The 13,667-nt window shown below is 41.3% G+C and carries 9 protein-coding genes; 6 read left to right on the top strand and 3 right to left on the bottom strand.

The features are described from left to right. Nucleotides 1-114: 114 nt before the first annotated feature. Both lptG and lptF read right to left on the bottom strand, forming a co-directional pair. A complete protein-coding gene (lptG, locus tag L2737_RS01070) occupies nucleotides 115-1,173 on the bottom strand; it encodes an LPS export ABC transporter permease LptG (RefSeq protein ID WP_102529775.1) in 1,059 nt (352 codons plus the stop codon). After that, complete coding sequence (lptF, locus tag L2737_RS01065; RefSeq protein ID WP_102529776.1) at nucleotides 1,170-2,288, bottom strand: LPS export ABC transporter permease LptF; 1,119 nt, start codon at nucleotides 2,286-2,288, stop codon at nucleotides 1,170-1,172. Before lptF ends, lptG begins: the two co-directional genes overlap by 4 nt. Before the next feature lie 254 nt (nucleotides 2,289-2,542). On the opposite strand from lptF, the gene pepA reads away from it, so the two are divergent. The 3 genes from pepA (at nucleotide 2,543) to L2737_RS01050 (ending at nucleotide 7,666) form a co-directional block, all read left to right on the top strand. After that, a complete protein-coding gene (gene pepA / locus L2737_RS01060; RefSeq protein WP_102529777.1) occupies nucleotides 2,543-4,051 on the top strand; it encodes a leucyl aminopeptidase in 1,509 nt (502 codons plus the stop codon). Nucleotides 4,052-4,239: 188 nt separating this feature from the next. Further along, nucleotides 4,240-4,692, top strand: a complete 453-nt coding sequence (locus L2737_RS01055; protein WP_248954476.1) for a DNA polymerase III subunit chi — start codon at nucleotides 4,240-4,242, stop codon at nucleotides 4,690-4,692. A gap of 58 nt (nucleotides 4,693-4,750) precedes the next feature. Next, entirely contained in the window at nucleotides 4,751-7,666 is a 2,916-nt protein-coding gene (locus L2737_RS01050; RefSeq protein WP_248954475.1) for a valine--tRNA ligase, read from the top strand. A gap of 144 nt (nucleotides 7,667-7,810) precedes the next feature. Here the strand turns inward: L2737_RS01050 and L2737_RS01045 are convergent, their stop codons facing one another. Next, nucleotides 7,811-8,305 (bottom strand): hypothetical protein, encoded by a 495-nt coding sequence (locus L2737_RS01045; protein ID WP_248954474.1) that lies wholly within the window; start codon nucleotides 8,303-8,305, stop codon nucleotides 7,811-7,813. Between the two features lie 644 nt (nucleotides 8,306-8,949). On the opposite strand from L2737_RS01045, the gene L2737_RS01040 reads away from it, so the two are divergent. The 3 genes from L2737_RS01040 (at nucleotide 8,950) to L2737_RS01030 (ending at nucleotide 13,656) form a co-directional block, all read left to right on the top strand. Then, a complete protein-coding gene (locus tag L2737_RS01040) occupies nucleotides 8,950-9,417 on the top strand; it encodes a hypothetical protein (RefSeq protein ID WP_229367909.1) in 468 nt (155 codons plus the stop codon). A 234-nt stretch (nucleotides 9,418-9,651) separates the two neighbouring features. Beyond that, nucleotides 9,652-10,446, top strand: coding sequence for a fimbrial biogenesis chaperone (locus L2737_RS01035; protein WP_248954473.1), 795 nt, complete (start codon nucleotides 9,652-9,654; stop codon nucleotides 10,444-10,446). A 42-nt stretch (nucleotides 10,447-10,488) separates the two neighbouring features. Beyond that, nucleotides 10,489-13,656 (top strand): carboxypeptidase-like regulatory domain-containing protein, encoded by a 3,168-nt coding sequence (locus L2737_RS01030; protein WP_248954472.1) that lies wholly within the window; start codon nucleotides 10,489-10,491, stop codon nucleotides 13,654-13,656. Nucleotides 13,657-13,667: the final 11 nt, after the last annotated feature.

Here is a 13,667-nt window from a genome sequence, read left to right as displayed (position 1 = left end):
TCTGAGTATTAGGTGTGAACAATTAGAGAAATAAATAGTAGACACAAAAAAAACCAGCCATTGACTCATAAATATGCTCAGGCTGGTTTTAATATTTTAAGTAAAATCAGATAATTACTTCCTAATGAAGTATAACGCCCCCGCGCTAAACAATACTGCAGGCATACTGGCACTAATATAAGCAGGTAGTCCGTACACAATACTCAACGGGCCAAATATTTCGCTACAGATATAAAAGCTAAATCCAGCAACCACACCTAATAATACTCGGGCGCCCATTGTTACCGTTCTTAATGGGCCGAATACGAATGACAATGCAACTAATATCATCACAGCTACGGTAATCGGCTGCATAACCTTACGCCAAAGTGCGAGTTCGTAACGACTGGGATCTTGCTGGTTCACTTTTAAATATTCTAAATAACCAATCAAACCTTGAATACTTAATGCTTCAGGTTTCACCGATACCACACTTAACTTATCAGGCGTTAACGTTGAATTCCAAACCCGCTCTTCCTGATACTCTAAGGTGATTTGGTCTTCAGTAATATGAGTGTTTTTTACATCCATTAAGCGCCAAACACCATTAGCAAAATGCGCCCGCATTGCTTGGGTCATGGTTTTCAGCTTTAAATCGTCACCAAACTCGTAAAAGGTGATGTTATTGAGGGTATTGATGGTTTCTACTTCACCAATATTAACGAATAAGTCACCGTCCCGAGCCCACACCCCTCGGTGAGATTTAATTAAACTACCGCCAGAGACTTTAGTGGCTTGCAACTCTTTAGCGCTCCGCTCTGCAACGGGTGCGCCCCACTCACCTAACGCCATCACGATAATCATCAGCGGAATAGCGGTTTTCATCGCTGAAATAGTAATTTGTAAACGCGACATACCTGATGCTTGCATCACCACAAGTTCTGAATTGGACGCTAACATGCCCATGCCGATTAACGCACCTAACAGCACCGCAATAGGAAAGAACATTTCAATATCACGTGGGATAAGAAAGATGACATAAATGACCGCATCCAGCATGGTATATGCACCGCGGCCAACAACACGCAATTGGTCAACCCATTTAATAATGCCCGACAAACCTGTCAAGATAAGTAGACACAAAGCTGATGTACTGATGATAACGCGTGCAATATAGAGATCTAATATTTTCATACTGCCTCCTGCTTATGCTTACGTTTAAACACCTGCAATATTTTCGCACCGTTTGGACGTTCTTTACCGAGCAAGAACAAGCCCATCACCAGCGCCGAGCCATGGATCCACCACATACCCAAGGCTAAGGGAATAACTTCGTCCTCTAGCGCTTTACGTCCAGCAACCATTAAGCCGAAATAACCCAGATACAATAAGATCGCAGGGAACATCTTGGCAAATTTACCTTGTCTCACATTAACTCGAGCAAGTGGTACTGCAATCAATGTCATTAAAGGGATCGCAAGAGGCAGTGCTAATCGCCACTGGAATTCAGCCACAGCTTCAGGCCCTGGGGTTGTTAAAAGCTCATTGACTGGTAATGCGGACAATTTACGTCGCCTTTCATCCACTTCTTGCTCTTTAATTTCCATCCGGTAACCACCAAATTCAATCATTTGGTAATCAAGATGATGAGCACTACCTTGATATCGGACGCCATTATCCAGTTGCAATTGTTGACTACCAAAGCGGTCTTCAACAACACGCCCTTGCTCAGAGACCACCACATTGGTTAGGCCTTCTTCATCTTCAGGATCGGGGAGTTGCGCTACAAATACATTTTGTAACTCATTGGATTTAGATATTTTTTCAACAAATAATACGGCGCGGCCATTAGGGCTTGCTTGAAAGCGCCCTTGGACAATCGCAGCTAAGCCTGCTTCAGACTGGGCTTGCTCAAGTACTTGGTTTTGTTTCTCTTCAGCCCAAGGGCCAACATAGAGTGACAAAATACCGGTAAACACTAGGTTTGCCACAGCAATAAGCAAAGTCACCCGAGTCACATACCATTCACTGATCCCAACGCCATGGAGAACCACCATTTCGTTTTCGGCATACATTCGCCCGTGGGCCAGCAATATCGCTAAGAAAAAACTCAGCGGCAGTACTAACACCGTCAGTTGCGGTAAATTCAGGCCTAACAATGTCAGTACTAACGTTGCAGGAAATTCACCATTTGAGGCATCCCCTAATACACGCACAAATTGCTGGCTAATAAAAATAGTTAACAGCACCAAAAGTATCGCAAATTGGGCTTTTAAAACTTCAACGATCAAGTATCTAAATACAATCACAGGTAGGATCCACTGTCTAAACTTGTCTTTTTGCTGGTATCAGAGTAAGTTCACTATAAAATGTCTGCTTTTAGCAGTTATTGATAGTTTTCTGACCAGCTCGTGAGCTTCCTTAAGTGTAATTCATTTAGCTGCATAGCAGGAAATTACCAAGGATTTATTTCCTTAAAGGTTTGTAAATATGGCCAAACAGGCCTAATTAAAACATTATCTAATAAATATAAAAATTTGTCTTTAATAATCTAGGAGTGCTCATGGAGTTTAGCGTAAAGAGCGGCAGCCCCGAGAAACAACGTTCAGCTTGTATCGTTGTCGGTGTATACGAACCTCGTCGTTTGTCTGGTATCGCGGAGCAATTGGATAAAATCAGTGAAGGTTACATCAGTAACCTACTTCGACGTGGTGATTTAGAAGGCAAACCAGGACAGATGCTATTGTTGCATCATGTACCTAACGTACTCAGTGAGCGCGTTTTGTTAGTCGGTTGTGGCAAAGAGCGTGAACTTGATGAACGCCAATACAAACAAATTATCACCAAAACGATTAACACTTTAAACGAAACAGGTTCAATGGAAGCAGTGTGCTTTTTAACTGAACTACACGTTAAAGGTCGCGACACTTATTGGAAAGTACGCCAAGCTGTTGAAACAACTTATAACAGTTTATATAGCTTCGATACTTTAAAAACCCGTAAAGGTGAGACGCGTCGTCCATTACGTAAAATGGTATTCAATGTACCAACTCGTCGTGAATTAACCATTGGCGAACGTGCAATTGAACACGGTATGGCTGTTGCTGCCGGTATGGACTTATGTCGTGATGTTGCGAACATGCCACCAAATATCTGTAACCCAGCATATTTAGCATCTCAAGCTCGTCAAATCGGCGAAGTGCATGACAACTTAACCGTGACTACCATTGGCGAAGAGCAAATGGCAAAACTAGGTATGAACTCATACTTAGCTGTTGGCCGCGCGAGTGCCAATGAATCAATCATGACAGTGATGGAATACAAAGGCGCAGTTGATGAAACTGAAAAGCCTATTGTGTTAGTCGGTAAAGGCTTAACCTTCGATTCAGGCGGAATTTCATTAAAACCTGGCGATGGCATGGATGAGATGAAATACGACATGGGCGGCGCTGCAGGTGTTATCGGCGTAATGAAAGCCTTATGTGAAATGAACTTGCCTATCAACGTTATCGGTATTCTTGCGGGTTGTGAAAACATGCCTGCAGGTGATGCTTACCGTCCTGGCGATATTCTTACTACTATGTCTGGTCAAACCGTTGAAGTATTAAATACCGATGCTGAAGGCCGTCTAGTATTATGTGATGTGCTTACCTATGTTGAACGCTTCGATCCTGAATTAGTTATTGATACTGCGACCTTAACTGGCGCTTGTGTTATCGCATTAGGTAAACATGCATCTGGTTTATTCTCGTCTCATAACCCATTAGCTCACGAGCTATTAAATGCGGGAGAACAATCAGGTGACCGTGCGTGGCGTATGCCGATTTGGGATGAGTACCAAGAAATGCTTGAAAGCCCATTTGCTGATATGACTAACTTAGGTGGTCGTCCAGCGGGGTCTATTACAGCAGCATGTTTCTTATCTCGTTTTACTAAGAAATATAACTGGGCACATCTTGATGTTGCAGGTACAGCTTGGAACAGCGGTGCAAATAAAGGCTCAACTGGTCGCCCAGTACCAATCTTAAGCCAATTCCTTATTAATCGTGCAGGTGTTGACCAAGGCGAATAAGCCTTATTGACACAAGCCGATAGATTGAGCTTGATAAGAAAAGGTGAAGAAGCAATTCTTCACCTTTTTTGTTTTTCTAAATGAATTAAAAATCACATCTAAATGTTAATTTAACCTCTGTCCGCCCTAGCCCCATGAGTTGCTTTTAGTGTAAAATCCGTCTTTACTTCGTCAAATATAGTAAAAGCATGCCAAAGACTCTGTTTTACTTAATGCCCGCTATCAATACACAGCCCAACGCTATTGAAAGTGTATTTTTAGCCGCTTGCCAATTGGCAGAAAAGCATTACCGTCAGCAGCAATTAATTTATATTCATTGCCAAGACAAACAGCAGGCGTACGCTATTGACGAATTGCTTTGGCAATTTGAGCCAACGGCATTTGTTCCCCACAATTTAAAAGGGGAAGGACCAGTAACAGGTTCCCCTGTCGAGATTGGATTTGATAAATTAGGCGCCAATAAAAGTCGTCATTTACTGATCAATCTTGCAGACCAAGTGCCATCATTTGCGGTTAATTTCCCGCATATTATCGATTTTGTTGCTAATGATGATGCGCTTAAACAAATTGCCCGTGCTCGCTACCGTGATTACAAGCAATTAGGCATTGAACTCACAACAACTGAGTTCACTGGCGTTTAAGTCAGCTGATTCGTTAACAATACCAACTATTAATTTAGATTGAGAAAACAAAAATCCCATGGAAAAAACATATAACCCGCAGTCAATAGAGCAATCTCTTTACCAAAACTGGGAAGAGCAAGGCTACTTCAAACCACATGGCGATGAGTCAAAAGGTAATTATTGCATCATGATCCCGCCACCAAATGTGACGGGTAGTTTGCACATGGGTCATGCATTTCAAGACACCATCATGGATACGTTGACGCGTTACCAACGCATGAAAGGCAAAAACACCCTTTGGCAAGTGGGCACCGACCACGCAGGTATCGCCACCCAAATGCTGGTTGAGCGTAAGGTCTTTGCTGAAGAAGGTTTAGGTCGTCATGACTTAGGACGTGATAACTTCATCGAGCGTATCTGGGATTGGAAAAACGAATCTGGTGGCACCATCACCAAGCAGCTACGTCGTTTAGGCGCATCTGTTGATTGGGAACGAGAGCGCTTCACAATGGATGAAGGCATGTCGGAAGCGGTACAAGAAGTGTTTGTTCGCTTATATGATGACGAATTGATTTACCGTGGTAAGCGCCTAGTTAACTGGGATCCAAAGCTGCACACCGCAATTTCTGATCTCGAAGTTGAGAACAAAGAAAAGCAAGGCAGCATGTGGCATTTCCGCTACCCGCTTGCTGATGGCGCATTAACTAGCGATGGTAAAGACTACTTAGAAGTGGCTACAACACGTCCAGAAACCATGTTAGGTGATAGTGCTGTTGCGGTTCATCCTGATGACGAACGTTACCAGTCATTGATTGGTAAATTCATCTTACTGCCTATCGTAAACCGCCTTATCCCAATCGTCGCTGATGATTATGTTGATATAGAGTTTGGTACCGGTTGTGTGAAGATCACCCCTGCTCATGACTTTAACGATTACGAAGTCGGTAAGCGTCACGCATTGCCAATGTTCAACATCTTAACGATTAATGCTGACATTCGTAGCTCAGCTGAAGTGGTTAATACTGATGGCACAGCAAATAACGAATTAGATAACAGCTTACCTGAGCGTTACGCAGGTTTAGAACGTTTTGCTGCACGTAAAGCGATTGTTGAAGAGTTTGATACCCTAGGTCTGTTGGGCAAAATCGACCCACATGGACTAAAAGTTCCATATGGCGATCGCTCAGGTGTGGTCATTGAGCCATTACTGACTGACCAATGGTATGTATCAGTTGCACCAATGGCTAAAACAGCCATGGAAGCTGTTGATAATGGCGACATTAAGTTCGTTCCTCAGCAATACGAGAACATGTACAACTCTTGGATGCGTGATATTCAAGACTGGTGTATTTCACGCCAACTTTGGTGGGGTCACCGTATCCCAGCATGGTACGACGAGTCAGGTAAAGTCTATGTAGGACGTGACGAAGCAGAAGTTCGCGCTAAACATAATCTTGATGAATCAGTAGTACTGCGCCAAGACAACGATGTATTAGATACATGGTTTAGCTCAGCGTTATGGACATTCTCAACCTTAGGCTGGCCGAAAAACACTGAAGAGCTAAAAGCATTCCACCCAACAGATGTGTTGGTCACTGGTTTTGATATTATCTTCTTCTGGGTTGCCCGCATGATCATGATGACCATGCATTTCATTAAAGATGAAAACGGCAAACCACAAGTGCCTTTCAAAACGGTTTACGTCACAGGTCTTATCCGTGATGAAGCCGGTAATAAGATGTCTAAGTCTAAAGGTAACGTCCTTGATCCTTTAGATATGATTGATGGCATTGACTTAGAATCATTAGTTGAAAAGCGTACTGGCAACATGATGCAGCCTAAAATGGCCGCCAAAATTGAGAAAAGTACTCGTAAAGAATTCAGCGAAGGTATCGAAGCACATGGTACTGATGCACTGCGTTTTACGCTTGCGTCTATGGCATCGACTGGCCGTGACATCAACTGGGACATGAAACGTCTTGATGGTTACCGTAGCTTCTGTAACAAGATCTGGAATGCATCACGTTACGTGTTAATGAACACTGAAGTGCAAACTGAAGGTGCTGATGAAGACGCTATTGGCGAAGCATTAGATTGTGGTCAATTGCTTGTTGATGGCAAGCCTGGTGAAATGGAACTGTCGCTTGCTGACCGTTGGATTATTGGTTTGTTTAATCAAACCGTTAAAGCCTACGACGATCATATGGCTAACTACCGCTTTGACTTAGCAGCTAACACTATTTATGAGTTCACTTGGAACCAATTCTGTGACTGGTACTTAGAGCTAACTAAACCTGTGATGCAAAGTGGCAACGAAGCGCAGCTTCGTGGTACTCGCCATACATTAGTCACAGTATTAGAGAAAATGCAGCGCTTAATGCACCCAATGATGCCATACCTTACAGAAACCATCTGGCAACGTGTTAAACCACTTGCTGGGGTTGAAGGTGACACGTTAATGCTAGCCGAGTTCCCTGAGTTTGATGCAGCTAAAGTTGATGCACAAGCGATGGAAGATTTAGAGTGGGTTAAGCAGGTCATTACTGCAGTACGTAATATTCGTGCAGAGCTTAACATTGCCCCTTCTAAACCACTCAATGCTCTACTGCGTGGTGTAAGTGAACAGGATAAAGCTCGCCTTGAAGCCAACCAAACGTTCTTCAAGACTTTGGCTAAACTAGACACTATGACCATCTTAGCTGACGGTGAAACTGCGCCAATGTCGACGACACAGCTAGTAGGCGACATGGAGTTATTAATCCCAATGGCTGGTTTGATTGATGTGGCTAAAGAAGTCGCCCGTATCGACAAACTACTTGAAAAAGCCGCTGGTGAGTTTAAACGTATCGAAGGCAAGTTATCTAACCAAGGTTTTGTGGCGAAAGCACCTGCTGCCGTTATTGAGAAAGAACGTGCTAAGCAAGCTGAGTATCAACGCGATATTGAAAAGCTAACTGAACAGAAAGCTGAATTAGCGAAATTAGAAAGCTAACTAACGGCATAAAAAACTGAAATAAAAGGCTATCAACCTATGTTATTACTAGTGGTTGATAGCCTTTTTTTGTTCTAAACCTGGGTTTAACTAAAACCTAAAACCTAAAACCTAAAACCTAAACATCTATTTCACGATGAGGGCTTATTGCTCTTCAACACTTAAAGAATACTGTAAAAATTTAGCCCCTTGACTAGATTTCTTATTGGCAACAACCTTGGCTCCAATATCAATATATTCTCCAGCAGCCCCTGGGTTTTCTAGCCCAAGAATGGGGAAGGTTTTGTAGGTTACATTTTTATAGCGTACTCTGAAGTTTTTAAGTTGAATAAGAGGTTCGTTCGCTAGGCTAATAAAGTTGATATCAATAGGGGCTGTCGAGTCTGAAGTAATGTAATATCGGCCTTGTGAGTAGTCATTATCAAGCAAGATAGAATTGGTAGAGTTGCCAATTGCTCCCTTCCAGTTAACCACAACAGTTGTACTACTACCGCTATTTTGTAATACCGTCGGAAAAGTAATTGGCTGAATTTCAGTAATAGAGATTTGAGCTGATACCATTTTCGTTATACAAACCAAACCAATAATGCAAATAGACTTCAATAATTTCGAAGTTATCATTAGATTTTGTTTAATCATATAAAACCACATTGTATATAAAATTACTTTTATTATTAGTCACTTAATTAATTAACATGCAAAAATACCAATTAACAACCAACAAATAGCTTAAAGCTTTAAAATTAGCAGTTATTAATGACCAATACGCCTCGTATTTGAATGACATCATTGCATCGGTGTTACAAAAGGTCAACAACACAGAAACGATCCGCAAGCGATCCAATCGAGCCTTTTCGATTGACTGAATGACTCAAATTAAAAACGAGCTGTACACTTAACGAGCAATTAAACACTTATTTATCACTGCTGTCACCCCGCCACAAACCCTGTACAGACCTTGATTACTACTAAAGCAACAAAGTTGAAAATAAGAGTCTTTAAATCTTATAGAGAGCGATCATATGTATTTTCAGTAACTTATTAATTTTTCCAGTATCTAATACTAATGAATTAGAAAACTTTAATCTCAATCCGTTATACCTTAGAAGATTTAGCGATAACAGAACCCTTGGTTACAAGTGTAACAATAGTGTTGCAAAATATTTCAATACTGTTACTTTTATTTTGCCCAAGTAAATAAGTCCTTGTTTACAAGAGACAATAACCCATACAAAAAATGCGGGCATACTAAAACTATAATATTATTACCTTGGAACACTAAAATGACTCATAAATTACTATTATCTACACTTATCGCATCAACCCTTCTACTTTCAACTCAAGCTGGTGCAGAAGATGCTACTGGTACTGCAAACTTCCAACTTGTGTACCCTATTACTGTTGCTGAAACTGAAGAAATGGAATTTGGTGATGTATCTATCGCTGCTGATGGCCAGTGTGCTTTAGATTATTCAGATGCAGTAACTGGTGCAGCTTGTGTTGCTGGCGGCGCAACAGCTAATACAGGGCTTTTCACTGTAACCGCTGCTGACGGAACCGTTAACCTCTCTCTTTCAGCCGCAGATACTTCAGTTCCAGGTGTTACATTCACTCCAACACTTGCTAGTGCAACTGGTACTGTTGCAAGTAATACTTTAGCTGTTGATGTTGGTGGAACGTTAGATATCCTTGCGGCTACAGCAACTCCTGGAACCCACGGATTAAGTTACACACTTTCAGTTACTTACTAATCTCATCATTACCTCTTTATTGAGTAACACGGATTAGTCGTGAGTAAAATTTCGCGGTGTAGATTCAGAATGGATCGCCGCGAGATTTTGATCTAATCTCAATCTTTAACAATAATGCGCAACATTAATTTTTAAATAATACGTTAATCTAGATTCAAGTAAGCTCGAAGTAAGCTAACGACAAAAATTATAATAATTGCAGACTATTGCATGTAAATTTAGCTGGGCAACATCATGAAATTAAAAATAATATTACTGATCACGATTGTGATTAATCTCACCTCTTTCGCACATGCCAATCTTCTTGTGACACCTACCCGTGTTGAACTCGATAACAAACGAGATAAAAGCGCGGTATTTTCTTTAGTAAACAAGAGCAACCAAACATCACGATATGAAATTTATCTTGAAGACAAACAGTTATTACCTTCTGGTGAATTTGAAATCATAGACTCTGAAACGAGCACCACATCACTTGCAAGCTTTACCCGTTATTCCCCAAGAAGAGTGAGCTTAACACCTGAACAAGGCACGCGAGTGAGACTGGCAGTGAGACCGCCAAAAGACATTAAACAGGGTGAATATCGCAGTTATATTGTCTTCCATCAAATTCCCCTCGCGCCTACCAGTAGCGAGCAAACTACCGATAAAACCGTTAGTTTAAGCTTATCTGTGACAGCTTACTTACGCATCGCTATTCCTGTCATTATGCGAGTAGGCGAATTAACCGCTCAACTTAATATCGCTAATCATCAAATATCCGATATTGAAGGGCAGCAACAGCTTATTGTGTCTATTGCCCGCCAAGGTGAGCGCAGTAGTTATGGTGATATTGAAGTATTTGATGCCAAAAGTGATGAATTGATCGGTAGCTCAAAAAATGCGGCGATTTATACTGAAATGACCCATCGTGCGTTTGCGGTTACCCTTAATAACAAGATTAAACCTGGCACTGATTTAGTCATTAAATACGTTGAAAATGACGGATTATTCAAGCCACAAACTATCGAACAGAAAATAACGCTCTAGTACTTTAAAGGCATCATATAGATAGAGAATTAACTAGAATAAATGCTATTACAGCATGTAAATCGATTACTAAAGTACACCTTTGCCATAGTCATACTGCTACTTTATATCGAACTGGTGAACCCAGGGCTTGAGTCATCAATGCCCTGGAAAACTGATTCTGACACTTTTTTAGCCACATTAAAAAGTATCCCTGCACAGCAAAATACTCTTTATATTCGCGACACTGCCTATATTCACGATACTGCCTCTATTCACGATACCGCCAGTGAGCATCCACCAACACCTGATTTAGCCAGTGCAGCCTTGCCAAATCAAACTGCGCATATAAATGAAACAGTTAAAGAAGTTGTACCAAAGAGCTCTTCAAGTCATATTTTTCGTAAGTCAGAGATTCCCAAAACAATCATTAAAACTCAGACTGAATCAAATTTACCGCAACAAAAAATCAGTTCCATTAACTCTAGCTCTAAGCATAAGTCTGTAACTACACCTGTGGCTGCACCTTTCATAGAAAAGGCTCAAGCCAAACCACAGATATCATCTCAATCAACTCCTGAAGTGATGACTGAATCAATTTCCAATAAAAAGCACCATGTTGCTCAAGAGCCCAATATTCTCACCCTATCAGCACCGACGAATCCCATAGTAGATAAAGTGGCTCCCAAAGACATCACCACTGAAGTGAAATCTAGCACCAACATCGCTGAAACTAACTCGTTTGAAACCTGCTCAAATATTATTAACCGCACTTACACTGAATCAACAACCAATGAAGAGCAGTTTCTTGTTACCCAATTTAACTATGGTTCTGAACGGCTAAGTGATGAGATGTTTATTTATCACGATAACGGCGTAATCTATTTACCCATGCAGTTTCTTGCAGACAACTTAATGCTGCCATTACAAGTTGAAATAGCGCCTCTCACGCTGACAGGCTGGTACTTATCATCCGATAACAGTATTGATGTAAGCCAAGGTTTAATGCGTTATATCGCGCAAAATAGTCAGTGTAATCATAGCCCAAGTTCAGTATTTAAAGATGACTGGGATATGTACTTGGAACTTTCAGTCGTAAAACAAATGTTGGGGCTTGAAATTACATTTGATAATGCAAGGCAACTGATCAATATCACCGAAAATAGCTTGATTCCGTTGAGCCAGTTAATCGCCCGTCAAAAACGGTTTCAGCAATTCAATGATCAGAAAAAAGCCAACGTTCCAATTAACCAACGCCACATTGATACGGGTTATGCCAATATAGGCGATTTAGCCGTACATGCAGATTTAGGCGTTTCTCAACGCAAACAAACTGACACTGATAGAGTCCGTTTTGATGGCTTTATACAAGCTAGAACCGATATCCTCGGTCATAGTGCATATGCAGGGTATTCGTGGTCAGAATATGGTGAATCCCTCAACGCCTATATCGAGAAAGAAATGGCCGATACTTGGGTTAATTACTATCGTTTAGGCAGTATTGATTCCCATAATTTAGCGCTAGTTTCCAGTGCGAGCTCCGGTGATGGAGTTATTATCAATACGGGAGATAGCTTTATCGATGATATTCGTTACCTTGTTGTCGATGGCGAACTTGAACCTGGCTGGGATGTTGAATTGTATCGAAATGGTGGATTAATCTCAGTTCAAAGAATGACAGATAATGGCCAATACAGATTTGAACAAGTGCCTTACTATATTGGTTTAAATCAATATCAACTGCGCTTCTTTGGTCCCAATGGTGAAACCCGTACAGAATCTTTCAGTAAGTTATTAGACCCTTCTCAAATGCAAGCTAACAGTTTCGGGATGAATTTCGGTGTCATGCAGCGAGAACAAGATGATCTACAACAAGTCTATGCCAGCGCAAATTGGGCTGTGACTGATAACTTCAGTGCTGGCGTGGCAATAATTGAACAACAAATATCACAAGATAAGTGGCTATTTAGTCCTACAGTCTCAGTAAATTTTCTGACTGATAACAGTGTCTGGCAAATTAACCTAACTGGAAACGATACAGGATCGGCTGCCAATATTATCGCCCAAGGCAGTAATAGTTTGGTGGATTGGCAGGCGGAATGGGCACAGTATGATAATTTTGAGTCTTGGGACAATGAAAATAATCGCCTAAAACAACGCGCGAATATAAACCTCAGTGGCAACATCAGCGACACCAATATGAGCTGGGGAGTCAATGGCCGTTGGCAGGACCAAAATGTTGCTAATGATAGTCTTTATCTTGCAACGACGATTGCAGGGCAGTTGCAGCACCTATCCTTAAGCAATGAACTCAGCTGGCAAAATAGTGTCGAAAATGAAAAGTGGGCCAATAGGTTAGCTCTTTCGGGACGGGTTGATGACTGGTACTTGCGAAGTTACGCAGATATCGCCTTATTGCCCACTACAGAGCTAACTCAGTTAGTCTCTAATGTGAGCACTTCCTTTTCAGATAGAAGTAACTACCAGTTTGAAGTACGTTATCAACCTTTAGCAGAGGCCGAAGTCACGTTCAGAAACTCACTATCCTATTTTCTCGATTCTAGCACCTTAAGACTGACCATAGAAAATGACTCTGAAGGTGATTGGTTTGCGCAATTTAAATGGAGCAGTTCAGCTTTATTTATTTCGGCAGATAATACTTGGTTGCTAGATCGAGTCAGTCATTTAAACACTGGCAGTGTTAAAATTGTCGCTTTTCAAGACGACAACAATAATGGTCAATTTGATGACAATGAATTACCGATGGCAGGGCTAAGGTTTTCTGGTCACACCAACTCAGATAATGAAACTGACGATAATGGTCAGTTATTAATTACCCATATTCAAACCTCAAGACCCCATAAATTAGTTCTCAATGAGCGCTCACTGCCTGACCCTTTTCTATTACCACTCAATAGTATTTTGATGATCGAAGCGCACCCAGGTAATGTGGCCGAAGTACTATTTCCTGTTCTATTTACCGCTGAACTTGATGGGGAGGTTTATTATGAAAACGACGTTGCCGCTAAAGGTGTCTCTGTCACCCTAATTCATGCCGATAAAACAAAGTATCATGCTCGGGTGGAATATGATGGGGTATTTATTTTTGAACAACTTGTGCCAGGTGATTACCAAATAGAAATTAATAACCAATTGCAATCAGAAACCGTAACCTTAGCGCCAGGTGAATATGTGACCTTTCCCACACAAACGATCGCCAGAAAGCAATAATCAATCAATAA

The sequence above is a fragment of the Shewanella electrodiphila genome (assembly GCF_023283985.1).
In the GTDB taxonomy this organism is placed as follows: Bacteria; Pseudomonadota; Gammaproteobacteria; order Enterobacterales; family Shewanellaceae; genus Shewanella; species Shewanella electrodiphila.
This window is presented reverse-complemented; position numbering and strand designations above follow the sequence as displayed.